This window comes from Halovenus rubra, from assembly GCF_026586665.1.
In the GTDB taxonomy this organism is placed as follows: Archaea; Halobacteriota; Halobacteria; order Halobacteriales; family Haloarculaceae; genus Halovenus; species Halovenus rubra.
In genome coordinates this window covers 292818-317523 of sequence record NZ_JAODIY010000001.1, presented here as the reverse complement: position 1 = coordinate 317523, position 24706 = coordinate 292818, and the positions used below count along the sequence as shown (strand labels likewise).

The window sequence follows — 24706 nt, the reverse complement described above, 5'->3', positions numbered from 1 at the left end:
AACCGTGTCAAACATATCCTAGGTTCTTTAGTCGTTCTTGTACAGCCTGTTCATCCACATCGGAACGTTCACTTTCAGGGTCTTCGGATTGAATGCAACGTCTTTCGTCTGCCTTGGTTACGAACCACGGCACCTTGACAAGTTCGTCGATATAGGTCTGTGGCGGATGACCCCATTCCCGAATTGGAATCGGGAATGATCTTTCGTTGATCACGTTTCCATGATCTGAACTAATCACTGTTTTGCCGTCAAGTACGGGGAGAAGTTCTTCAACACTGCCAAAGACATACTCGAGATTACGCTGGTAGGCATCTTTCACAGTTTCGGGCGAAATATCGAGTTCACCCGTCAGAATCTCAGTCCACATATTCGTGGGTTCATCTGGATCAGGAATACGCTTGTCAAACTTCGTTGTGGAGCGGACAAACGGGAAATGTGGTTGCAAATAATGTACCAACAGTCGTTTCGACGGATGTCGCTCGTGTACTTGTCGGGCAGTCTCTGTGACCGTTTCAGCAAGAACGGTTTGATGATTGGCGTCCCAGCCGTTTTCTTGCCATATATTGTACGTTTTATAAAACGATGTCGAGATAGTATCCCGATTTCTCTCAAGCATAGGGTTTGCCGTTATGTATATTGTATCGTGGTACTCGCGCTCATCAAAATTGCCTAAAAGAAATTCATAGGTTGTTGAACCTCGTGATACTCTGGATTCAAGCCGACCCTCAAAAGGGACTTTCTGTTTGAAGTCCTCGTATCGGCAGGCATCAAGTATCAAAAGGTTGTCCCAGTCTTCAGCCATTACATCTGTACCTGAGTGGTTGTACGACTGTTTCCACCCGCGGCTATGATACATTGAGTTTAGATTTCTGAGCAACAGTCGAGGGTTGTTACGTATTTTATGTAGAATACGTTTGGGAGAGATTTCCGGTGACATACGCGCTTAATTGCAAGATATGGTTTTGAATATTAATGTATATCGGTTGGTGATTGTCGTGTTCTAACTTAAACCAGTTCCGGCCAAGGATTTCAAGTTGAGAAAACCAGTACGTTCCAGTCTTTCAATTCATAACCATACAGTATTCCAAAGCGGCACCCTCATCCCAGATAATGATGTGCGATGTGTTGCGAAGGCCGTGTTGTTACTGATGGCTAAAGATACATGATGTCAAGACCACTCTTGCAAATGAGGGCCGAGGAACAGTTCGATCCAAGATTTTGCGAGATATAGTCAATCCGTGGGATCATCAGAAAGTCGGAGAGCGAGAAGTCCTGCCGGACTCCGCTTACGACGATAGCTGGTGAAGCGTCGCGTTTGGGTCCTTTCTAGACTTGTTCAATTGGGTTGAGATGTTTGAGCCAACTGGAAAAATACGAAGTTAAAGTTGATGTGTGGGTGTATTTTGTCAGTAATACATACATTTTGTGGTGTGTCAGTCTCTTCGTTGACGCGTGCAACGAGAGTTCAATCAAATTATCTTGCTGAGATGGAAATTCTGGACGGTTTCGTGTGTATGAAAATCCGAGGTTCCGGAGGTGCCGATGCAAATGATCGGGATGACACCGAACGTCGAATTTCTCAGCTAACAACTGCTGGATTTATTTGGCTTTCCATGGCTGGTTTTCGTGCAGTATCTCAACATAGGAAGTGCCGCTCGAAATCACTGAACGGCGTTCTGTTCGGGTTGTTCTGTGCTGATTGGATACATGCTTGTCATGTGATTTCGCCAGCGTCAACCGCTGGAGGGTGGCGTGGCACGTGCAATCCAGAAAGTCCGGAGCTTCTGGAGTGAGACGCTGTATTTGCCTGTCTGACCGTCTTTACTCACTGGAAACAGTAGTCGTCCACCAGCGATAGCTGTGGCCTGAGCCGAAATATTTCCGTTTCCGTGAGTCTGAAATGCCAGCCTATTTAATCAAAAACAGTTTAAGTCTAACTGTTCGACTTGGGTATTCTCGCACACAATCCAGTTGTTCTGGGAGAGGTCAATTTCTCCGGGGCTTTATTAACCAAGAACACGGCAGTTCCCCTGTGGAAGAAAATCACTCGGTGCTCGTAATCTCAAACGTCGGACCGCATGCCGATAAAATCCAGAAACACTTTGAGCCACTAAAGGAGATTACCGGGCAGGTGACTATCGCGCGTGTTGACCCAGCTGTTCCGCTGGATGGTATCTCATATATAAGGCCTCCCCCGGTCGGGCCAAAGATACTCCAGGCGTTCCTCCTGTTTTTCTATACACTAAAGCACTGTTTCGTCAACAAGACGGACGAAATAGTAACTGTCTCGCTGCTTCCGTCCGGAATCTACGGTTTAGTTCTCGGAACGATGTTCAATAAGCCGACCCATCACTGGATTATCGGGTCAGACATAAACCGATATTCGAAAAAATATCCGCGAGTCACGTTCTTCCTGCTGTCGCGTTTCGACACTGTACTCGTCATGGGGACAAAACACAAAGAATATCTGGTTAAGAATGGGATTCAGGCCGAGAAAGTAAAGGTCATGCCTGGTTCGATAGACATAGATAAGTATCAACCCAAAGACGATTCCAAACATTACGATTTCATCTGGGTTGGACAGATGAAACCAATTAAACGTCCGTTACTCTTCGTCGAAGCACTCGATATTCTCCACAAAAGAGGATATGAATTCAACGCTGTGATGCCCGGTAGTGGACCACTAGAGCCGGAAGTAAAGGACCGAATACAAACGGGAAGCCTTTCAAGCTTCGTCAAACTGCCTGGTTGGGTTGAACCAAACGCGCTCGTGGAATACTACCATAAATCAGATATCTTTGTTATGACTTCGGAGAAAGACGCATTTGGATTTCCCTTAGTTGAAGCAATGGCCACTGGGCTCATCGGTATTGCACCACACCGCGAAGATCCTTCGAAAGGAAATACAGTCGATATCATTGATGATATGCAAAGCGGAATTATACTTTCAGAAATGACAGCCGAGAACCTAGCCGATACATTTGAGGTCCTGTTGAATGACACCGAACTACGCGAGCGACTCTCACAGAATGCACCGGATGTGAGAGAGAAGTTTTCGCGTAGCCAGGTCAGTGACGAGTGGAAAGACGTTTTCACCCAGTTGGATGAGGAAGAGATCCCCTCTGCGAATTCCCGGGGATAGATATTCGTCACCAGCGTCGTAACGCAAAGAAGATGGTATCCGATCTCCCGACGTTTTCATACAGGTGAGGAGACATAGTTACGCTTTTAGTAGATGATTTGTAAGGAACAACATGGCCCAGACACCACCTATTTTGTTTGTTATTTTAGACGGTGTCCGAAAGGACCGCCTCTCCCTCTACGGACACGACCGCAAAACATCCATCAACCTAGACACTATTGCCGAAGACGCCGTCGTTTTCGAGAATTCGTATACTCCGGGTCCGTGGAGCTTGCCGGCACATACGTCAATGCTGACCGGCCTGCACCCATCAGAACACGGAATGACGAATGTGTTCCCTGGTGACTCGACGGTTGTTCCGGATTCATACGAGACAATTGCGGAATCGCTGGCAGAACGTGGCTACCGAACTGGCGGATTCTCACACAACCCGTGGCTGGGACGGACCTCGGACCTTCACCGCCGCTTCGATGCGTTCGTCGAGTGGGACCTCGAAATCAGTTCCTCGCCACGGGACTGGAAGCCAACGAGGAAAGAAGAGACGTATTCGACACTCCATACGCTTCTCGGCAAGGCAAGCCGACAACCGCTGTCGCTTCTGAAAGATGGGTTCTTTACGTCTCGATTCCTATCGTCTGCGGAGCGATGGATTGTACGACAGGAAGATACACCGACATACACATTTATCAATCTGATGGGCGCACACACGCCGTACTATCCATCCAAAGAGGCGTTCCGTCACCTCGGACTTTCGCCCCCCTCACCGTTCGAGTCTCGGAAACTCAACATGTCTATCCTGAACGACCAGATCAGAGGTGACGGGATGGGTAGTACTCGGACAGAGCGGATTCGAGAGTTGTACGATGCGAGTATCCGAGATCAAGACGAGAAGCTCGGTTCGTTCGTCGACACGTTACAAGAGAGCGGCCTATACGACGAGATGCTCATTATTATTGCCGCAGACCACGGAAAGACACTTGGGGAATTCAGCCGAAACGAGACACCGACACACTACATCCGTGACGTGAACGTCAATGTTCCTCTCGTGGTGAAGCTTCCGGGGCAATCCGAACAGCGCCGTATCAAGGAGCCATTCGAACTCGTTCAGTTGATGGATTTTCTCCGTGAAGGCGAGTATACAGAAGAGTGTTTAGAGTCCAAAACGACGCAGTATGCACTGGTCGAAGACTACACGCCACACACAGCAGACGAACAGAAGGATGTTACGCAGTATCGTGCGGTGACAGACGGGAGTCAAAAGTACATCGTCGACGGTGCCGGAAACGAGTTCTTCATGGAGGGGACGGGTGCGTCCGAATCACTTGTCGAGCCTAGTGAGAACGCAGCGGAACTGAAAGACGCCCTCACCGCCCGGGTAGACGAACTGGACGAAAAGCGAGACGAGACCGGTGGACAAGACAGCGAGATGGGCGAGGAAGTCGAGTCACAGCTCAAGCAACTCGGCTATCTGAACTGATTGCATGAAGTTGGAAGGCTTCTACTGCAGTCGACTACTGGCATCTGCGAATCGCTCGGTCTACCTGGAGGACAAGCCTGGCGGAGAGTTGCAGAAAATCGGACGGATTCCTAACCAAGCCACGGGAAGAGAGGCTATATCGTTCAGACTCAAAACGACGAAATACTGGAGTTCCGCACTCCAACATTTTACCGGACCGATACACAGCATCAACGTCTGGCACCTCTCGGGACAGGAACTGCTCGCGAACGCGGAGCGATGGTTGTTCTACTCTCCTGACCGCGGTAAGAGCTGGAACCACGTCCTCACACTTCCGGAAAACTCGGCAGTTCGTGGCGTCCTTCCGACGGGCGTTACGGAACACGATGAGACCCTGTTCGTCGGGGAATATCTAACTTCGTACGACGACACTCCGCGGCTGTTGTGCAGTACGGACAGGGGGGACTCGTGGAGAGTTGCCCGAACGTTCCCGGAATCGAGACACATCCACGCCGTCCAATCCGACCCTTACTCCGAGAAGCTGTGGATTGCGACCGGGGACACGGACGAGGAATCACAGCTCGGATACGTCGAAAGTGGGGAGTACCACAGGGTCGGGACGGGGAGTCAACGCTGGCGAACAGTCTCATTCCAGTTCCTCCCAGACTCTATCGTTTGGGGCATGGACTGCCCATATGCGGAGGAAAATCAGATACTACAGCTACAGCGGACTGCCCTCCAGGGCGAACCAACCGAGTTACACGCCGTCCGGAATCCGATATACTACGCTGCATCTCTCTCAACGGACGAAGAAAAGATACTATGCTTCTCGACCGGATGCAGCCCAGTTCCCGATAGTACGGCACCCGACGACGCGAAGACTGGAACAGACAGCCAGGAGGCCACAGTCTGGATGGCGGGGTCGGCCGACGATTTCTCAACGTGGATCAAACTTGCTTCGTTCCAGCGACAAAATCCCCTCTTCGACAGGCTCGGCTTCGAAAAGTACAGTACAAACGCCTACGTGTTTCTGAAGGCTATCGATTCTCGTGGTCTCTTTTTCAACCCCTACAACACCGTCCACCACAGCGGTGAGATTCTTTCACGGAGTGTGGATGCGCTTCGGAACGAGTTGAAAGAGGCGCGACAGGGCCGTGTCTGAAAATCAGCCTTCCGTGGACAGTTCCTCATCTCGCTGGCGGAGAAACTCACTGAGAGCATATGTCATCCAAGCCTGACACCACCGCATGAGTGTGAATCGTTTCGTGAACCACTTCTGTTTCTGGTAGTAGAACTGTCCTTGTCCGGCGTACAAGTTATCGAGAGTCCAGTCGACAATCTCCCGGGCAAACTCCCGGTTGCCCGAATACGTAAATACGAGAATTCCCTGTGCCGCTGCGTGGACATCCCGTGGATACGGTTTCTGCTCGTCCCAGTGAGGTGCACCGTTGTCATCGTAGAGTTCTGTCCGGTAAAACTCTATAGCCTGGTCCACGACATCAGCGAATGCGTTCGAGTCAATTAGTTCCTGGTATCGGAGAAAGGACTCGATAATGAATCCGTTGTGATAGTTGTCCATCGAAAGGTGAGATGCCGAAGGTGGGTCAGTGTATTTCCAGCCACCGATTGGCTGTTGGTGACTTGCGACGTATTCAAGAATGTCAGTCGCCATCGATTTGTATCGCTCATCACCGATACACGCATATAAATCGACGAGCATGCGAGCAGCAACCGCATTCGCATTCAGTGTGTAACTCTCTCCGGAATCTGTCGGGTTGTACTTGACTTTAATACCAGGGTTGGCCTGAACCGGGTCAAGGTCGTTTTCTAGAAAATCACTGCCACTTGCTGCGATTTCCTGATACTGCTCGTTCTTGTTCGAAAGGCGAAGTAGTGCCTTGACTCCGTACGATGTTTGGACAATCCCAGGGACGCCCGCTGGTGTCTTGCCGTGTAGCCCCTGAAGCTCATGGCTATGCCCGATTGCGAATCCGGAGTATGTATCGGAGCCGTGTTCAATAATACGCTCGGCGAGTGCGTTTGCTTCCGAGCGGTACGTTTGCTCTCCGGTGAGCTGGTGTGCCGAGTAGTTTGCCATCAAGAAAAGTGAGAGCCCCTTCGGATTCGGCCTCGGTTCGACCAGAGATAGCGGTCGGAGGTTGACTGGTGCCCGCTTCACACTCTCCTGAAAGCAGAGATTCAGCCATCGGTTGTCCGCTGGAAGTGAGCGACGTATCTTGCTGCTCATTCCGTCGTGTTTATCGTAACCAATGTAATTCCGGTCTCTGGCATAGGAGAGTGAATCCAACAACACCTGTAAATAATCGTGACTACTGTTGTCCAGCACGCTTTCAGTCATCTCGTCCCATGTTGCAACAGGTGTTTGGTTATCATAGCGTCTCTGGTGTGGGAGTGTCGTATCCCATTCACAGCATAACAAAGCACCTATGTAGAACAGATACCTGTTTCGATTTGTAATGCCATCCACGGACGAGTATACTTTTGCGCTCTGTCTCTCACACGATGTCGACCGTGTCTACAAGACATACCAGTACATTTCCGAAGCAATCAGTGAACCAGCACCGAGAAAGCTCCCGCGAATGGTGTCGGGGAAAAACCCGTGGTGGCAGTTCGAACGTATCATGTCCTTAGAGCGTGACCTCGGCGTTCGTTCGTCGTTCAATATTCTCGACGAGCAGCCGATTACGTCTAGGCCCAAACGCGAGTTGATAACGAAGAAAGCGTGGCGACTTTTTGCAGGGCGGTACGACGTGACTGACCCACAGTTCAGGTCGATCTTGGAGGTATTGCAAGACGGTGGCTGGGAAATCGGACTGCAAGGGTCGTATCATTCCTCGGACAACCCAGAGCGGTTCGAAGTCGAAAAAGAAAATATCGAACGAAGTGTGAACGTCGAGTTACTCGGAAATCGTCAGCATTATCTTCGACTGAACAGGCCCGACACGTGGCGTTCACTGCGCGATATTGGAATCCGATACGATACGTCACTCGCAGATAAATACGAGACACAGCCACAGTTCGGATACGAACTCATTAGGCCGTTCGACGATGAATTCGTCGTGTTTCCGTGGACATTGATGGACGTAACTGCGATGGAATCCAGCACTGACTTTTCGACCGTGCTCGCGAACTGTGAACGCCTGCTTGAGAATTTCCAGGACAAAAGAAGTGTTCTCGTGCTTGATTGGCACCAGCGCGTCTTCTATCGTCCGGGCTTTCCACACTGGGCGGAACTGTACGAGGAGCTGATACAGCGTGCACAGGAGATGGGTGCGTGGGTTGGGCCGCCAGGTGAGTTCTATGAGGCGGTCCCACATCCGGACGGAACCGTTGCAGATGCACTTGACAGGCTTGACGACCCATGAGTAGTATCGACATCTGCGTGCTCGCTGACCCGTATCTTCGGGACTGCGACATCCGGGCACTCGTACACGCTATCGACGAACTAGATGTCACCATCTCGCTAGTTATCGTAAACGAACCAATCCAACAAAACATCGACCAGGAGGCCGCAGCGGACGCCGTCAACGAGAACATCGGACTGCAAACGGTCAAACTCTTCTGGGACGTTCTGAAAAAAGAACGGTTCTGGACGTTCGTAATAGCTGAGCAAAAGCTACTGGACCAGTTTTCCACAGCAGATACGCTCGAAGAACAGACGCCCGTTGAAGAGGTTTCGTGTTTCCAAGACGCTGAGATCAAGCGTGTCCAGCCGATTCGAGACGGCAACTGGAACGAACTCCCCCCGGAAATCGTCAGTCAAGTCGAGGACCGATGTGACGTGGCAGTTCGGTACGGATTCGGGCTGTTACGCGGGGACATCCTGTCGGCCCCGGAGTGGGGAGTTCTCAGCTTCCATCCGGCAGACATCCGTCGTTATCGAGGTCTCGGCCCGCCACAGGCATATCTCGATGGACGGGAGACTATCGGCGTAACCCTACAGCGCCTCACCGACGAAGTTGACGCGGGTGAGATAATTGCGTTCGACGAAGCGGAGATAGCCAAAACAGACACACTCTGGGACATCTATCCCCGAGTCCACGATGTCCAAGTCGAGTTGCTTGCCAAAGGACTCTCACAGCTTTCAGACCCTGACTTCGAGCCGACCGTCCCCGACGAGATGGGACCCTATTATTCGACGAAACGCCGACGGAAATTCTCGTTTTCGGTACGGATACTCCTGAAGAACTTCCGTCGACGACTGCGGTGAGTTCTTGATAGCAGTCAGTCGTCGGTCGCGGCAACGTCAGTCACGATCCTCTCGACGATTTTGGTCGCGGCATCCCCATCTCCGTACGGCGACGGCAGTTCATCCGGTGGACTGGCATTTCGAAGTTCGCGTTCGATTTCTTCTGTCCGTGCGCCGACAAGTACATTCCAACCACTCTCTACGGTTTCGACCCACTCAGTCTCGTCTCGCATCGTCACACAGGGCGTTTCGAGGAAGAACGCTTCCTTCTGAACGCCGCCGGAGTCCGTCGCGACTCGTGTCGCACCGTCGAGCAGGCGAACGAAATCGAGGTAGCCGGCCGGTTCGATAACAGTAAGCTGATTACTGGCTCGCTCCCAGAGGTCGTAGGCCTGTAGCTGTTTTTTCGTCCGTGGATGGACCGGAAGCACCACGGGAAGGTCTGCGTTCGAGAGACCGGTCAGGACTGCTTCGAGATTCGCACGCTCGTCGGTGTTTTCTGCCCGGTGAACCGTCGCCAGGATAAACTCGCTATCTGCGAGTGACAGTTCGTCGAGGATGGTCGAGTTCTCCTGTGCTACCTCGCGAGCCCAGAGCAACGCGTCGTACATCACGTCGCCGACAAAGTACACCCCGTCGGTGATTCCTTCGGAAGCCAGCGTGTCGACGGCCGACTCGCTCGGAGCAAACAACAAATCGGAAGCGTGGTCTGTCAGTACCCGGTTTGTCTCCTCGGGCATCTCCCGGTTGTAGCTACGCAACCCCGCTTCGACATGGGCTACCAGCGGGTCCAGTTTCGACGCGGCGACCGCACCAGCTAGCGTCGAGTTCGTGTCCCCATAAAGGAGGACAACATCTGGCTGTTCAGTTTCGAGAACCTCCTCTAACCGTTCGAGCATCGCCGCCGTCTGTCTGCCGTGTGTGTCGGAGCCGACGCCGAGATTGTAGTCCGGTTCGGGAATGCCGAGTTCGTCGAAAAACACGTCCGACATCTCCTCGTCGTAGTGTTGCCCCGTGTGAACGAGAATCTCCTCGTGTCCGGGGCGGAGTGCCCGCGAAACTGCGAAGGCTTTGATAAACTGTGGCCGTGCACCCACCACTGTAAGGACATTCATGACTGTTCACCACCAAGTTCGAATGTAACATCAAGCATATATTCAGTCACGTCTATTTTCTCGGTGATAAGTGCTTCCCGCTTTTGTTTCCACCTGTCTTCTGTCGCCGGGTCTGTGACGAGATCTGCGGCGATATCGATGACGGCTGTCTCATCAGCGCGTGAATAGAGCAGTCCGTACTCCTCTTCCAGTTCAACGAAGTTACTCATGTCACCCTCTCCGGCGAATGAGTTCGAACGAATAGATGGCGTACCGAGAATTGCTGCTTCGGTTGCCATCGTCTGTGAATCGCCGACATACAAGTTCGCATGGTATAGTAAGTCATGAATCAGGTGTGATGGAATCGGGAGACGATACTGTTCGAACTCTTCAGGAAGCGGACCTTCACTGGTGATATAGATGTCACCGTGCTCTGAAAGGAACGACACTAATTCACGTTTCATTTCCTGAGAGAAGCCCTGGTGGCCAACATCGTGATGTGCGCCCCACGAAACGAACCGGAGGACGAAGTAGGACTCGTCCGGGTCGACACCATGCTCGTGAAGCACCGCACCATCTGGTTGAAACCGATTCGGATGGAGGTATGCGAGTTCGTGATAACCATTGTACCGCTCTTGATTGTCACCGACATCAACGTCAAAATTCGCTGGAGTACAGAGACGGTCAGCAAACGGGTGTGTGAGCTTCGACGCGAGGTGTGCAGGCTCGCTGTCATTAAAAACCACAGTTGGGCAACCGACAATTCGTGAAGCATGAACAGTCGGTGGACTGGCAACACTGAATGTGATATCGGGGTTGTACTTACCGACAATCCGTACTGTTCGGATTTCGCGTTTTAGCCATTCCACGGCGAGGGAGAGGTTTCCGGAGCCCTTCGAGGACAGAGGAGTATGCTCTATTCCAAGCTTATCAAGAAGTGAGATGGTGATCTCTTTGTCTCTCGACAATACGTGTGTGTCATGACCATCCGACTCTAATTCGTTGATTGCGTGTTTAAATAGGTGGACATGGGCTGGATGGCCGATATCGAAGAGTACCTTCATGAATATATAAAATCCTACATTACCACCTATCGATCATGAATTTGTGTCTCTTTGTCCTCGTTTACCTGCATATCGAATAGCATGGCGAACATGAGAAACAGTACTCCGAGAATGAACACGAGTAGGCTCGATGCGGCAGGAACGAACAACGCAAAGTCCTTGTTGTATTTCAAGTTGAGAGCCCACACACCACCGAGTATACCGAGTGTAGAGGTCGTTATCCCAAATAGATAGAACAGTGCAAGGGGGTGAAAGTCCAGTACGAGATACTTCACCTTGAGCCGCCAGAAGAAGTTCCGTAACAGCATCCCGGAGACTTTCCGAATGTAGGTTCGATACTTGATACTCGATACCTCCTCGCCGTACTCAGCAGGCATCGCAACGTCGGCAACGCTCATCCCCTTCGCGTTTAATTTCACGAGCAAATCATTGCAGTAGCCGTAGTACTCGTACATCGCGTCGATACCCACGTTCTCTAGGGCGTACTTCGAAATAGCGGTGTAGCCATTCTGTGGGTCCATCGTCTTCCAATATCCCGACGATATCTTCGTCAGGAAAGTCAGAATCGCGTTGCCGATGAATCGAAGTTTAGGCATCTGGTGACGATACTCTTTGTACAACAGCCGATTCCCCTTCGCGTAGTCGGCCTTATCTTCAACAATCGGGTTAAGAAACTTGTGGAGTATATCCGGGTTCATCTGCCCGTCTCCGCCCATCACCGCCGTAATCTCTATCTCGTCGTCAAGTGCATGTTTGTAACCGGTCTTGATAGCCCCCCCAACCCCTCGATTGTGGTCGTGTTGGATTGGAACTATGCGAGGACTGAATACGGATTCGTTCTCGACACCACCATCCACCTCAACGAGGGATTCGTCGTCCGCCACCTCAACAGGAACCGGCTCGAGCATTTCGTTCACCGCCAACGGTCCACGTCGCCGTGCTCGCTCGTTCGCTTTCTCGGCAGACTCCCGTATTGCGTCCCACGTCCCATCGGTCGAACAGTCGTCGATGACGTACACGCGGTCGACATAGTCTGGCATCGTCTCGATAACCTCACCGATGAACCCCTCTTCGTTGTAGGCAGGTACGACTACTCCGATGGTGTGTTCTCTATACATTGAATCCAGATCCGATTGTATATATCCGATGCTGGGTTCCACCTAAGTTTAGTGATTCACGACCATCGATGACGACTGAACCCCCATCACGACCTAGCCTATCCCAATCAATCGTGTCGAACTCCTTGTGAGGCGTCACCAGTACGACACCGTCGAACTCGTACTCGTACAGTGCCGAAAGCTCTAATTGCTCTAGTTCGAACACCTCGAACTTTTCGAGTATCGGATCGACCCCGTACACGTCGGCACCCCGTTCCGACAGTTCGTCGGCAATCGAAATCGATGGTGAGGCCCGTATCTCTTCGACACCCGGTCGGTAAGTCAGACCGAGGACAAGCACCGATGCCTCCTCGACTGACAGCCCCTCAGCGTCGAACTCCTCACAGAGTTTCCGTACGGTAAACTCGGGCATAGAATCGTTCACCTCCCGAGCCGTCTCTAACACCGGCGCGTCCGTCTCGAACGGATCGATGACGAAGTACGGATAAAACGGAATGCAGTGCCCGCCGACACCAGGCCCAGGATCGTGGATGTTGCAGAACGGCTGCGTGTTGGCTACTTCTATGGCCTCGCGCACATCCATGCCAAACTCGTCGGTGAAGGTCGCCAGTTCGTTCGCCAGTGCGATGTTGACATCGCGGTACAGCCCTTCGAATACCTTCACACATTCGGCGGTCGTCGCGTTCGACACTGGTATTACACCTTCGTCGTTAATCTCCTCGTATATCGCCGCTGCCACCTGCGTGCTCTCGTCGTCGACACCGCCGACGACCTTCGGATACGCACCGCGGATGTCCTCGAGTGCCCGACCGCTCGATGTTCGCTCGGGGCAAAACGCCACGCCAAATTCCCCTGAGTTGAGCCCAGACACCTCAGCGAGCCGTGGCGTTACTCGATCCTCGGTCGTCCGCGGCGGGACTGTACACTCAACGACGACTAAATCGCCAGCAGTGAGCCCTTCACCGATATCCATGATGACCGAATCCAGTATCGACAGGTCCGGCTCCTTCTCGTCGGTGATTGGTGTTGGCACGATTACCACGTGTACAGTCGACTCTGAAGCCGCCCCCACTGTGTCTGTCGTCGCTTGCAACGCCCGTGATTCGACTGTCTCCGCCACAAGTTCGTCCAGTCCCGGTTCGCGCTTGACGTGACACCCACCATTATTGATCGTCTTGACCACGTCCGGATCAACGTCGACACCGATGACGTTCCCGGAAACACCTGCGTACACACTGGCAAGCGGTAGCCCCATCTTGCCGAGTCCGTAGACGGCCACCGGAAATTCGCCTGTACAGAATGCCGAACGAACTTGTTCCTCGGAGAGTGACTGGCCGTACAACCCCCCTTCTATTTCGCGCGTCGAACTCAATCGTGTAGCACCTCCACGTGCTTGTAGGGCGAACCGAACGCCTTACGATTTATTTCTTTCACTAGTTTGAGAGATTTTAGTCCGTCCTCTCCGGTCACGCGGGGATCGTGTCCAGTTCGTACCGACTCAATGAAGGATTCTAATTCATTCTTGAGTGGCTCACCGGTGTCGACGGCTGGGTTCTCGACGATGCTTTCGTGTTTGTACCGGACGCCCCCGTCTTCCGCAATATATTCTGGCACCGATTGACGGTGAATCTGCACCGTCTGGTCGATGTAATCAACCGTTACGTAGCACTCCTCAGCCGTAATTGTGAGTTCTCGAACCTTCCGCTGGGTTACGCGGCTTGCGGTCAGTCTGCCGATTACACCGCTTTTGAACTCGACCGTTGCTGTTGCGTACCGTCCACCTGCGTTACCGGTTGCCAAAACCTCGGTGACTGGCGCCTCAAGGAGCGCACGAATAACATCGATGTCGTGAATCATCAAATCAGTCACCGCCGAGTCCTCAATTGTTCGGTCGGGTTGGGGGCCTAATCGCTCTGCCTTGACCGAAATAACATTCAGGTCAGGTACGATGTCCATGAGGGTCTCGGTAACCGGATTGAACCGCTCGATGTGACCCACCTGAAGCGTGACATTGGCTTCGTCCGCACGGTCAATCAAATTCTGGCCCTTTTTTTCGTCTTCGACGAGTGGCTTCTCAACCAGGATATGCGTTCCCGCGTCGACACACTGCTTCGCGAGGTCGTAATGATAAGAAGTCGGGACAGCAATTGTCACCGCATCTGCTCGCGTAATTAACTTGTCAGCCTCGCATGCATCCGTGGCGTACTGGCCGGCTATCTCGCGTGCTTGTTCCGTGTCAGCGTCTGCGACGCCGACGAGGTCACAGCCACAGAGTTCGTTGTATACACGGGCATGGTGTTTCCCCATTGCCCCGACACCGATAACCCCTGCCGTGATTGATTCGTTACTCGACATAGTTGGTTATCACCTCGATAATTCGCTCAATATCTGAGTCCGCCACCTTCGGATGCACCGGCAGCGACAACACCTCGTCGGCGGCCCGCTCTGCCACAGGCGCAGTCGTTGAAATGTCCTTGTACGCCGGCTGTTCGTGGATACAGGTCGGGTAGTACACACCGTAACCGACGTCGTGGTCGTCGAGGTGCGCTTGGAGTTCTTCGCGCTCCTCGTACCGGATCGTATACTGGTGGTAGACGTGGGACCTGTCCTCGGGCTCGACCGGCGTCGTAACAGGAGAGTCCGCAAGTCCGTCGGTCAGCCTCGCGGCGTTCTCTCGACGTGCATCGATGTACTCAGACAACTTTTCGATCTGCGCCAGCCCGAGGCTGCCGGCAATGCTCGTCATCCGGAAGTTGTGGCCCACCTCGCTATGTCTGTACTTCTCGTTCCGTCCGTGGTTGACGAACCGCGCCGCTCTGTCAGCCACCGCTTCGTCGTCGGTGGCGATCATGCCACCCTCGCCCGTCGTCATGTTCTTCGTTGGGTAAAAAGAGAAGCAGGCAACATCGCCAAGTGACCCGACGCGGTCACCGTCGACTGTCGCGCCGTGGGCCTGTGCTGCGTCCTCGATGAGATACGCGTCGTACTCACCAGCGATCTCCTGTAGTCGCGTCACGTCCGCTGGCAACCCGTATAGATGGACGGCGAGAATCGCGTCGATGTCGCCGTCAAGCTTTTGAATCACTTCCTTGACTGAATCGGGATCGAGATTGTATGTCTCGGGGTCAATGTCTGCGAATATGGGCTCCGCACCGGCCAGCCGAATCGCATTCGCGCTCGCGATGAACGAAAACGGTGTCGTTATAACGCGATCACCCTCACCGAGTCCCAACGCCTCGAAAGCAGCATGGAGAGCTGTCGTTCCATTCGAAGTTGCAACAGCGTGATCAATCCCACAGTAGGTAGCGAACTCCTCTTCGAACTCGCGGACGACTGGTCCATCGGCGAGCATCCCGCTGTCGAGTACTTCTAGCACCTGTTCACGTTCGGCATCGCTGATGTCTGGGTTTGCTATCGGTATCATGCCAGTGTATTCCCTCCCTGGAGTTCCGCCGGTAGTTCGTGATGCTCAGCGGGCACACCCGCAGCGAGCGTGTCCGGCGGCACGTCGTCAATGACGACTGCACCGGCAGCGACGAATGCGTTTTCACCGACTGTCACGTTCGGCAGTATGGTCGCGTTCGCGCCAATCGAGGCACCTTGTTTAATCGTCGGACCCTCCAGTTCGGTTTCTTGACGAACCGGGTACGGATCGTTCGTCAGCACGCAACAGGGACCGAGAAACACGTTGTCCTCGATCGTTGTGTGACTGGGCACGTACACGCCAGTCTGAATACTCACGTACGAGCCAATCTTCGAGTAGCCGTCGATAACTGAGTTTGTTCCGACAAGCACGTCATCACCAATCGTTGTTTCCTCCCGAATCAGCGCGTTGTGACCTGTCGTAAATTCGTCACCAATCGTCACGTCACAATAGATGATTGTCCCGGCTCGAACTGTCCCGTTCGTGCCGAGTTTCGTCGGTGCTGCATCACTGTCATGTTCGTACCCGACAGTCGCTTCCTCGTCGACTGAACAGTTGTGACTCATGACTATGTTGTTGTTCATCAGGCAATCACCAGTAAGATGATATTTTCATATGTTGTATCGATGTTCTGTGTGAAGCGTACCGACCAAGGCTGGGCCGATTGGGTTTTGTCGTCTATCAGTGACAGCAACAACCAGACATCACGAGGGCGAAAGACCCCCTTTTTTCCCCGGGTCATCCTCTTTGTCTGGCCATGCCGTGTTTCTTTCTTGTCGGTCATGGCTGTCGCGACCGACATATGGTCTTAATCCATTACATTCTATTAGGCACCAGTCTAATTAATCCTAGGTAACACCTGTTCATGAGACCACTTAGCTGTTCTTCTTTTGAGAGTCTTGTCGGATATATATACACCCCAAATAGAGAATGATTTACAAACAATATTGCGAGTTTTGGCGTTCAATAGCACATACCAGATGCACCACTAGCTTGTAACAGACGCGGTCGGGTGCCCATAGATAATTACTTACACCTTCCACTGGGATTCAGGCACGGTGACTATAGAGTCAAGGCGAGCGCTCCCGGTTCGAGTGGTGCTCGGCGCATTCCTTGTACTTACAGTGGGACTCGGCATCCGACTCGTCTCCCGCTACCGGACGTCGCTGCCGTTCAATCCTGACGGGTTCGGGTTCGCCGCTCGCGCTGACCTCATCGCTAACGGAGGGTCTACTGCCGTCTTCAAAGGTCGGCCCCACGACTACGTCCTCCCGACACTTCTGGGGGAACTCCAGATGCTCACTGGAGCGAACTCGCTGGTACTTGCTCAGCCAGCCATCGCGATAATCGGTGCAGTACCCTGTCTGCTAGTCTTTGCATTCGTGCGACGAGTTGCACTCCAGCGGGGCTGGCAACCAACCCATGCCTTCGGACTCGCGGCCCTTGCAGGCGTCGCGCTCGCAATGCAAGGCTTGTATCTCCGCCACTCAATCTGGGTTCACTACGAGGTGCTTGGCCTGTTGTTTGTTGTCATCGTCGGACTGACTGGTCACTGGTTTTTCCAGTCAGGGCACGCGCGCTGGTTCCTCGCGCTTGCCCCCACGCTCACTGCACTCCCCATCACGCACCACCTCAGCTCGATGATGGGAGCGCTCACGCTGACAGCGCTTGCCGTTTACCATGTGACGAATGAACCGGATGCACGAACAGTCCTCCGTGCGCTTGCTGTCGGTGGTCTTTTCTGGGCGTACTTCGGCATCTACTACGTCCTCACACGACCGCCGTTTTTCGGTGATCTCGCTGCCAAGCCCGGCCTCTTCGTTGCTTGGGTTATTATCCTCGGGAGTCTGGCCGTCTTCCTACGAAAAGCGAGCCCCACCCTACAACGTCTCACCTTCGTTGTCCCGCTGGGTGTGGCCTTCGCCGTCACGGCAGTCAACGCGGTCTTCGACGTCTTCCCGGGAACCGCGTCGACACACCCACGGCTGCTCGTCTACCTCGGCCCGCTCGTCGTGCTCGCCGTATTGATGGTCTGGGGCGTCCCACTCGCCTTCGATAATCATGATATCGGTCCGGTCGTCCTCGCGCTTGTCCTCGCACCGCTCGCGTTCGTCAGCTTCGCGCTCACCGCAGGGCTGAGCCCGGAGTACAACCTGTTCGCTCGGCGCGGCCAGACCTTCGGCCACTTCACGATCACCGTCGTGGGCGTGCTCTCCGTCGGCGGGTTCGCGTGGACAGCGGACCGTCACTCAGTCCTCAAACTCGGCATACCGCTGTGTCTCCTCGCGGCCATCCTCGTTTCCACGCCACTGGCGTTCGCCGGGCCACCAGTTCTCCCCTACGAGCCAACGGTGACGGACGCGGAGTTCGAGAGCGTCACATTCGCCGAGACACATATCGAAGGCGCGTGGACGAGCGACGACAAACCCACACGGGTCGCCCGAAACTACTACGACGCAGATGCACCACGGAGCGCAGCAATTGCGTGGCTCCAGGGAGGCGCTGTTCCAGCCTGTCCGACACTCGTCCGCGATACCTGGATGACGGTAGGCGCACAAGCCTATCCCAGCGACCCGATTCCCGTCGACGTCAGGATTCTTCAGAAGTTCAGCACGACCAGTCAAATCATCTACGACGGCGGCACGACCGACAATTCACAGCGATTCGTCATTCCAGAACGCGCCGCCGAGACATCCCAGTGTTGACACGATTACGGGATAGAATCCCATGCATTAGCCAAGATCGAAGTAGCCGTCCCCGTAGAATACCTGCCGAGACGCAGGAAAGTGGTCGGTATCGCTTGTCCCCAAGGAAAGTATTGTAGATGTGTCTGCAGACTCAATACAAGCGAAAATCTGAACCCCTACCTACGGGCCACCGGGTTCCAAAAGAAGAGTTCCTCGGTAAACCACCCACCAATCCTACTCCATAATCCGGCCGTCACGGAGCGTCTTTGTCTCCACGAAGTACGAATCGAGCGCCGGGTCATGGCTGATAGTAACGAGTGCAGTCCCGGTCGATTCCTGAACATCGAGCAGGAGCGACGCCACCTGCTCGGTCGTTTCGGGGTCAAGCTGGCCGGTTGGCTCGTCAGCAAGGATTACGTCGGGACGGTTCGCCAGCGCCCGTGCAATAGCGACGCGTTGTTTTTCGCCGCCGCTCAGCGTCGCCGGATAGTGGTCTTGGCGGTCCGCAACCCCTAACGTCGACAACAGTTTCTCAACCCATGCCTCGTCGCGATCGCTCCCGTGAGTCTGTGGGAGGAGTGCGTTCTCGCGGGCGGTCAAGTCCGGCACAAGTTGGAAATCCTGGAAGACGAACCCAAGCGTCTCGCGGCGCAGGCGGGCGCGTTCACGTTCGGAGAGCCCTGTCGCGTCCGCTCCGGCTACCAGCACGCGCCCTTCCTCGGGTTCGTCAAGCAGTCCCAGCATCGTAAATAGCGTTGTCTTGCCAGCACCGCTTGGCCCCCGGACGAGTAGCCGGTCCCCCGACGAGACGGACAGCGACACCTCGTTGAGCAGTGTCATTCCGCTTCGTTCGACCGACACTTTCTCGGCTGCCAGAACCGGCATACTCACTGCTGAAAGCGTTCGACTGGCGAGCCTATCAGTGCTTGGATTAGGAATGACGAACAGGCCCCAGCTATCAGCCGTCTGGGACTGTCGCTGTCGGTTCCGATTCGATCGGGGCAATCAGTGGCTACTGTCGTCGTTGGCTGTTCGACTAGTTCCGTGGACAGGCGCTTACGCAGCTGGCGTCTCAACAGAGACAACGAACACACTCAGATAGCCGGAACAAACCCGTACCAGAGCGCGTTGGCCAGCCCTGTCATCAAGACCAGACACACCCCGTAGACTGCAAACCCGGCGGCAATGGGCCTGAGTGTCTCGCCACGAAGGGGCTGCCAGCGTCCAGTTCGTGAACCGAACCAAAGGGCCGTTACGGTACCAGCGAACAGGCAGGCGACGTAGACGGCGACCGTTGGGACCGAGCCTGTAAGAGTCGATAGCGGGCCAAAGAGGAACCCGTCTCGGCCTGCGAGCATACCCACCTCCCAAAATATCCGCGGGAGGATGAACCCGGCGAACGTACCAAGCGTCAGGACGAGTATGGCCCGGACCCCGTAGGCTTGGAACGGTCGCCACAGCAACTCTCCCGCTCTACGTCGGGCAGTCACAGGCTTGTTCCCAGCGTCGGCTGACAGCATGAACCACAGGTTCACGGCGCCAAACGTGCCAACAAATGCGCCAAACGTCGCTAGCCCGCTAATTGGCTGGACCGGTTGGCGGGTGAAAAACGAGTACGTGGCAAAGCCAAGCAACCCGACGAGAATGACCCCGGCAAGTCGGGCAGTCATCCCACCGGCCGAAAAGTCGGACCCATGTGACTGTTGCCCGTTGGTTGCTTTCGCCGATAAGCTTTCAGTTGTGGCATCTCCGCCAACCTCCGGGCTGTCTTCGACAGCCGGCTGCTCACCCCTGAACGTGAAATTCATCCCACCAGTGGGGACCAGAAGCGTGTCAATATGCTGAAAATGAAAGACGTCGTCACCGCTGTCGATGCCGACAGTGCAGTCGATACCGGCGTCGTCGAGTGCACGTAAAACGCGCAACGCATCGTGGAACTCGTCCATCTCGACGGTGACCGGCGACCCGCGCTGTTTGTCTCCATCGGTGAGTTTCTCGACCAGTCCATCGAACGACGGCGTATCGACGCTCTCAACAGTCGGTGGGACACGCCAGAGTTCGAACCCGGCGTCGTGTTGGCTGTCGCCGATAGATGGGACAGCCCACTCGTCGCTTTCGTGCAACGCCCGCAGTTCCTCGGCAAAACCAGCAAAGAGGTCCTCGCTGCCGTCGTAGGCTGCGACGAAGTGACCGGTTCTGGTCGTCTTCGTGTCACGGTCAGCCTCGAAAGTCCACCACAGCCGGCGGTCGGCGAGGTCGACGACCATATCGAGCGGGCGGTCGCCGGTCCAGACCATCTCCGCGGTCGTCGCCGCGTCGATGGCGTCGGTGTCGCCGGTGGCATACAGGCGGTCCGGGTCTGCCGTGGTCGAGTAGACTGCAAAGCCTGTCATTGTCGCCCCCTCATTTCACCGACGAGCTGGTCGTATCCAACCGGAACGAGGTTGCCGTCCTCGTCGAGGTACGGGCGGTACTGCCCGTCACGTTGTTCAGTGACGTAGTAGACGGGACGAATCGTCGATTCGCCGGTCGTCGCAAGCAACTCCTGAACGTCCGGGCGCGCCGTGAGGTGGTCGGTGACTGCCTCGCGAAACTCGGCGTAGCTATCGTAGGCCCGAGGCGCGTCGACATACCCTTGATCGATGAGGATGTCACACTTCGAGGCGACGAGGATTGTCTCATCGGGTTCGATTCCCTCCGTAATCGTCGTGTAGTGTTCGAGCCCCCACGACACTGCGCCCTCGTCGTGTTCGCCCTCGTGAAACTCCTCGGGGTAGACCAGCCGCTCAACGTCGAGGATGAACAACAGCGTATCTGCATCGACGACCCAGTCGACGACCTGCTCAGGAACACTGTTGCCCTCGCTGTCGGTCTCCCCGCGGCTGATGAGGTCGGCGATACGGGAGAGGTGTTGGCCGGCGTAATCCAGCGCGGTCAGTCCGAGTCGGCGAGGGAAGTAGTAGCCGGAGATGACCTCGAAAGAGGCCGCCCGGAGTTCGTCGTGGCTCGTCGAAGGGATTGGCCACTTCGCCTGCCCAGACTGGAGGTTGCTTGTCCGTTCCAGCCCATTTTGTAGGTAGTCGTTGGGCTTGGGGTGTGTGTCGCCATCGCGCAGCAGTTCGAGGCACAGGCCGAGCATAAGCATGCTCTTACCTGAACGCTCCGGCCCAAGCGTGATGTAGTTAGTCTCTGACTCATAGCGCACGAATCCAAAGAGCATGCCCAAGAAGATGAGCGACGCGATGGGGTCAACCACAGTCACGCTCCCGGCGAGAATGACCTGTCCCAGCGTCGCCATGACGACAGCGACGAGCACGGCAAAGAGGAGCCAAGCCGCGTACCGGAACTCTGGCAACTCGCCGTTCGAGAGCGTCGGTCGCCGAAACGAACTGCGCGACCGGTCGATTGCCCGCAACTGGTCGAGTTCGACGATGACGCCGGCGACAACACCAAGCACGAACCCAAGAACGTTCAACTGCGTGAGTTCAAGATTGGGAATTACCCACCCCGAGACAGCAACTGCGGCGACGCCAAGGCCCGTTCCAAGCCAGAGTAACATCGCCTGCACCCGTTTTTTCACGTCGAGCGTGAACAGGACCAGCATGCCGAGATAGAGGCCGAACATACCGAGCGCGAACAGTTGTGCCGCCTCCTGACCGGGGACACCGGTGACCTGTGCGAGCAGGTTTCGTCCCTCTTGGTAAATCGTGTTGCCCGGGACCCAGGCCCGCGAGAGCATCCATCCGATGACAGGAGCCGTCGCCACGACGATGAGAAATCGGACCAGTAACTTCCGTGGTTCCTTCCCCTGGATGCCGGTCTTGAATCCGGTCGTAGTTCCGGTGTCAGAGCCACCAGGCAACCCGACGACGGATGGTCCCCGCTCCCCGGGAGAGTGTGATGGCTCGGACGCAGTCAGCTCAGCCGCGGAGCCAGATTGTTCGGTGCTCGATGCTTCGGTAGTGGTCGGCTGGTCCGTTTCGGGCTGTGTGTCGCCCGTATCCGAGTCAGATACCCCGACCGACGGAGATGTGCCATCAGAGCGGGGCGTCCCGGGGGCGTCACTGGTCTCGGTGTGTTCTGTCGGAGAGCCTGGTGACCCAGTTGGTTCCCGGAGCTGTCCGAGAAAGGTCTCGAACCCACGGTCGTCTTCGGGCGCGTCGTCCGAAAAGTGGTACTCTGTGACGTAGGAAAGGCCGGCTTCGAGAGTGGCTGGCTCGATATCGTGTTCCTCGGCGACGCGAATGACGTACTCTCGAATGGTCTCGTCCTCGGCTGGCTCGACATCCGACAGTTCCCGAATCTGTTCGAGTGGACTACGACTCATGTGTGATGTTTTTTGTGCGACAGCCGACCGCAGCGTTGCCATAATTCTCCGAGCCACTCCACATAAAAGCAAAGGGTATCGCAGTTGGACCAGGGGGCTAACCGTTCGAAATTACAGTGGTGGGTATGCCGAAACGATGGCAGTTCTCCCTCGCTAGAATTATCTGTCCCGTTCAGTAAGTAGCGGGCATGAATGGTCTCCCTGCTCTCCCACTCGCCCAGACTCCGAACTGGTGGAGCGAGCCCTGGGGAGTTGCCGACTGGCTCGAAACGCTATTTAGTACGCCACTAGAGGTGCATGCGTTTCTCCTTGGCGCGGTTGTCGGCGTCACAATCGCATCGCTGACGCTTCGACAGGGCGAACGGACGACGTTCGCGCTGGTACTGGTGGTGTTTCTGTTCACGTTCGGTGTGCTGGAGACCACGTTCTTCTGTTCGACCGGCTTTACTGGCTGCGAGCATGTGCGCTACAAGCCGTGGTATTTCCTCGGCGGCTTTCTTTTCGCCTATCTTGGCTCGGAGAGTCTTAAGACACGGTATACTACCTACGATATCGGTGGCGCGACCGCCGGAAACCAGAGTACGAACAACTCCATTGGAACGCCGCTGGCAGGTCTCGTTGTGCTCGTGTTGCTCGGGTTCGCGCTGTACTCGTTTGTCACTCCGACACCGGTCCAGCCAATTAGCGGGCTGGCGACGCTGGGTGGGTTTGTCGGTTCGGCTATCGGACTTGCCGCGTTTCGATGGGCCCGTGTCACTCCTGAGCACGAACCGACGTTTGTCGAAGCACTATCTCGAAGTCTGTTTCGCGACCGTGACGAATCGGCGCTGGTAATCGCATACGGTACCGTGCTGGGATTCGGGTATCCACGCATTATCTGGGAACTGGGCACCCTGTGGGGGTTCGGTGGGTACCCCTTCGGTCCAATTCGCTGGGCACGGAACGGGTTGCCGTCGGTCGTCGTCTACGTGTTCGTCGTCTTTATCCTCTCGGCAGTATTTTTGGGGGTGTACGTCCGACAGCGTGAAAGCGACCGCTTCGGCGGGAACCGATTCGCGGCCCTCGTGCTCGGATTCGTTACGTATACGTTCTGTCTGTTCGTCGCAACCGGCTACGCGGGGACGGTCTGGTTCCGGGTTCTCCCGGCTACCTGATTGCCCCGTTGGAGCCGGAGAATCCAAACGATTCGACTGGAAACAGAGGAGTCAGCGTCGAAAGACAGCGTTGCGTGAATCGCTTCACAACGTAATCAAAAAATTAATTTGATATAATAAATATATTAAAATAAATATGTCCGGCAATTCTATCAAAAATACGGTTGGTGCTATTTCCGTTCTCTGGGGACTCTTGCTGTGTCTGAGTTTTACAGTTCAGGTCTTACGGGGTAGTTATGATGGTTTTCTGGTCATCTTGGCAGTAATTGGCCTTCTTTTCGTAGTTGCAGGATTACTCACTAGTCCCGTGTTCTGTTCGGTGCTCAAACGAAGACATGAGATTTGGACTGTTGGAAACGTAAAAACGGTCGAGTATGACACGATTGATGAAAGTTCGGATACTCGGTGTGTCGTCTGTGATTCGCCTGTTTCGAACGGAATGATTCGACGATTTAGGTACGAATTCGTCGTGGCCGGATTCCCGACAACCACTATCAACGAAGGCACGAATTGCTATTGTCGAACGTGTGCTTTGGAGGAGTCATCGATAGAGACGAACAATGTGCCAAAGTCTGCAACCACCAGCTGTAATGATCGCGAACCACAGCTAGAGTGATCGGATTGCGCCACGAAAAGATTCCCACCACAGCCGCTCAGTTGGTTTCTTTCGCCACGTCGTCCTCTACTGCCTCGGCTTCCTCTCGCAACACGTCAAGTTCTGCCTCTAGCTCCTCGTCGCTGAGCGTGTTACTACTGTCTTCATTGTTACTCTCATCAATTGTGTCCGTTTCGGCGTCCCAGTCGGCAGCGGTCGACTGGGAACTGTCGGCTGCGGACCATCCCGAAGAGAGTTCGTACGCTGCATAGCCGAGTCCGAACGCGAGGAGGAGGATAGCCGCGCCCGTCACCGCTCTGCTCAGCCAGAACGCGGCGAAGCTCAGGACCTGTCCGGCGAACAGCAACGCCAGCACGAGCGCGCCGACGAGCAAACCGACCGCAATCCCGCGAAGGTCGGGCATACCTGTCGTTG

General features: G+C 54.8%; 22 protein-coding genes and 1 pseudogene. 9 read left to right on the top strand and 14 right to left on the bottom strand.

Annotated features, from left to right (window positions below):
• Positions 1 to 7 precede the first annotated feature (7 nt).
• Both N5098_RS01545 and N5098_RS17495 read right to left on the bottom strand, forming a co-directional pair.
• Positions 8 to 802, bottom strand: coding sequence for a hypothetical protein (locus N5098_RS01545; RefSeq protein WP_267635919.1), 795 nt, complete (start codon positions 800 to 802; stop codon positions 8 to 10).
• Between the two features lie 524 nt (positions 803 to 1326).
• Positions 1327 to 1590: a winged helix-turn-helix domain-containing protein gene (locus N5098_RS17495; RefSeq protein ID WP_368407979.1), complete on the bottom strand. Its 264-nt coding sequence runs from the start codon at positions 1588 to 1590 to the stop codon at positions 1327 to 1329.
• A gap of 39 nt (positions 1591 to 1629) precedes the next feature.
• On the opposite strand from N5098_RS17495, the pseudogene N5098_RS01540 reads away from it, so the two are divergent.
• The 4 genes and pseudogenes from N5098_RS01540 to N5098_RS01525 form a co-directional block, all read left to right on the top strand.
• A pseudogene (locus tag N5098_RS01540) lies at positions 1630 to 1815 on the top strand (IS4 family transposase); the annotation flags it as partial.
• Positions 1816 to 2032: 217 nt separating this feature from the next.
• Entirely contained in the window at positions 2033 to 3142 is a 1110-nt protein-coding gene (locus N5098_RS17490; protein WP_267635918.1) for a glycosyltransferase family 4 protein, read from the top strand.
• A 112-nt stretch (positions 3143 to 3254) separates the two neighbouring features.
• Positions 3255 to 4619, top strand: a complete 1365-nt coding sequence (locus tag N5098_RS01530) for a sulfatase (RefSeq protein ID WP_267635917.1) — start codon at positions 3255 to 3257, stop codon at positions 4617 to 4619.
• A gap of 4 nt (positions 4620 to 4623) precedes the next feature.
• Positions 4624 to 5760 carry a beta propeller repeat protein gene (locus N5098_RS01525; RefSeq protein WP_267635916.1) on the top strand — a complete coding sequence of 379 codons (1137 nt, stop codon included), beginning with the start codon at positions 4624 to 4626 and terminating at the stop codon, positions 5758 to 5760.
• Positions 5761 to 5763: 3 nt separating this feature from the next.
• On the opposite strand, the gene N5098_RS01520 is transcribed toward N5098_RS01525, so the two are convergent.
• A complete protein-coding gene (locus N5098_RS01520) occupies positions 5764 to 6957 on the bottom strand; it encodes an antibiotic ABC transporter permease (protein WP_267635915.1) in 1194 nt (397 codons plus the stop codon).
• 118 nt (positions 6958 to 7075) lie between these two features.
• Between N5098_RS01520 and N5098_RS01515 the strand changes: the two genes are divergently transcribed.
• Together N5098_RS01515 and N5098_RS01510 are read left to right on the top strand one after the other, a co-directional pair.
• Positions 7076 to 7984 carry a polysaccharide deacetylase family protein gene (locus tag N5098_RS01515; RefSeq protein WP_267635914.1) on the top strand — a complete coding sequence of 303 codons (909 nt, stop codon included), beginning with the start codon at positions 7076 to 7078 and terminating at the stop codon, positions 7982 to 7984.
• A complete protein-coding gene (locus N5098_RS01510) occupies positions 7981 to 8829 on the top strand; it encodes a formyltransferase family protein (protein ID WP_267635912.1) in 849 nt (282 codons plus the stop codon). The genes N5098_RS01515 and N5098_RS01510 overlap by 4 nt, the downstream gene beginning before the upstream one ends.
• A 14-nt stretch (positions 8830 to 8843) precedes the next feature.
• On the opposite strand, the gene wecB is transcribed toward N5098_RS01510, so the two are convergent.
• Genes wecB through N5098_RS01475 form a run of 7 tightly spaced genes read right to left on the bottom strand, consistent with a single transcriptional unit; the run spans position 8844 to position 16092 of the window.
• Positions 8844 to 9923, bottom strand: a complete 1080-nt coding sequence (gene wecB, locus N5098_RS01505; RefSeq protein WP_267635911.1) for a non-hydrolyzing UDP-N-acetylglucosamine 2-epimerase — start codon at positions 9921 to 9923, stop codon at positions 8844 to 8846.
• On the bottom strand, positions 9920 to 10966 hold the full coding sequence (locus N5098_RS01500; RefSeq protein WP_267635910.1) for a DUF354 domain-containing protein: 1047 nt from the start codon (positions 10964 to 10966) through the stop codon (positions 9920 to 9922). Before N5098_RS01500 ends, wecB begins: the two co-directional genes overlap by 4 nt.
• Positions 10967 to 10992: 26 nt before the next feature.
• Complete coding sequence (locus N5098_RS01495) at positions 10993 to 12084, bottom strand: glycosyltransferase family 2 protein (protein WP_267635909.1); 1092 nt, start codon at positions 12082 to 12084, stop codon at positions 10993 to 10995.
• Positions 12077 to 13456, bottom strand: a complete 1380-nt coding sequence (locus N5098_RS01490) for a nucleotide sugar dehydrogenase (protein ID WP_267635908.1) — start codon at positions 13454 to 13456, stop codon at positions 12077 to 12079. Before N5098_RS01490 ends, N5098_RS01495 begins: the two co-directional genes overlap by 8 nt.
• Positions 13453 to 14439 (bottom strand): Gfo/Idh/MocA family protein, encoded by a 987-nt coding sequence (locus N5098_RS01485; protein WP_267635907.1) that lies wholly within the window; start codon positions 14437 to 14439, stop codon positions 13453 to 13455. The genes N5098_RS01490 and N5098_RS01485 overlap by 4 nt, the downstream gene beginning before the upstream one ends.
• Positions 14429 to 15508 carry a DegT/DnrJ/EryC1/StrS family aminotransferase gene (locus tag N5098_RS01480; protein WP_267635906.1) on the bottom strand — a complete coding sequence of 360 codons (1080 nt, stop codon included), beginning with the start codon at positions 15506 to 15508 and terminating at the stop codon, positions 14429 to 14431. Before N5098_RS01480 ends, N5098_RS01485 begins: the two co-directional genes overlap by 11 nt.
• Entirely contained in the window at positions 15505 to 16092 is a 588-nt protein-coding gene (locus tag N5098_RS01475) for an acyltransferase (RefSeq protein ID WP_267635905.1), read from the bottom strand. The genes N5098_RS01480 and N5098_RS01475 overlap by 4 nt, the downstream gene beginning before the upstream one ends.
• 474 nt (positions 16093 to 16566) lie before the next feature.
• Here N5098_RS01475 and N5098_RS01470 point away from each other — a divergent pair, with 474 nt between their 5' ends.
• Positions 16567 to 18213 (top strand): DUF2339 domain-containing protein, encoded by a 1647-nt coding sequence (locus N5098_RS01470; protein WP_267635904.1) that lies wholly within the window; start codon positions 16567 to 16569, stop codon positions 18211 to 18213.
• A 216-nt stretch (positions 18214 to 18429) separates the two neighbouring features.
• Here N5098_RS01470 and N5098_RS01465 read toward each other — a convergent pair whose 3' ends face one another.
• From N5098_RS01465 to N5098_RS01455, 3 genes are all read right to left on the bottom strand, one after another.
• Positions 18430 to 19086, bottom strand: coding sequence for an ABC transporter ATP-binding protein (locus tag N5098_RS01465; RefSeq protein WP_382230393.1), 657 nt, complete (start codon positions 19084 to 19086; stop codon positions 18430 to 18432).
• 203 nt (positions 19087 to 19289) lie between these two features.
• The gene (locus tag N5098_RS01460; protein ID WP_267635902.1) at positions 19290 to 20588 is read right to left on the bottom strand and encodes an MFS transporter; all 1299 of its coding nucleotides are present in this window, start codon (positions 20586 to 20588) and stop codon (positions 19290 to 19292) included.
• Positions 20585 to 22522 (bottom strand): hypothetical protein, encoded by a 1938-nt coding sequence (locus N5098_RS01455; protein WP_267635901.1) that lies wholly within the window; start codon positions 22520 to 22522, stop codon positions 20585 to 20587. The genes N5098_RS01460 and N5098_RS01455 overlap by 4 nt, the downstream gene beginning before the upstream one ends.
• Before the next feature lie 188 nt (positions 22523 to 22710).
• On the opposite strand from N5098_RS01455, the gene N5098_RS01450 reads away from it, so the two are divergent.
• Positions 22711 to 23676 carry a hypothetical protein gene (locus tag N5098_RS01450; RefSeq protein ID WP_267635900.1) on the top strand — a complete coding sequence of 322 codons (966 nt, stop codon included), beginning with the start codon at positions 22711 to 22713 and terminating at the stop codon, positions 23674 to 23676.
• 136 nt (positions 23677 to 23812) lie between these two features.
• Positions 23813 to 24292, top strand: coding sequence for a DUF8108 domain-containing protein (locus tag N5098_RS17750; RefSeq protein ID WP_464379762.1), 480 nt, complete (start codon positions 23813 to 23815; stop codon positions 24290 to 24292).
• A 37-nt stretch (positions 24293 to 24329) separates the two neighbouring features.
• Here N5098_RS17750 and N5098_RS01445 read toward each other — a convergent pair whose 3' ends face one another.
• A complete protein-coding gene (locus tag N5098_RS01445) occupies positions 24330 to 24695 on the bottom strand; it encodes a hypothetical protein (protein WP_267635899.1) in 366 nt (121 codons plus the stop codon).
• Positions 24696 to 24706: the final 11 nt, after the last annotated feature.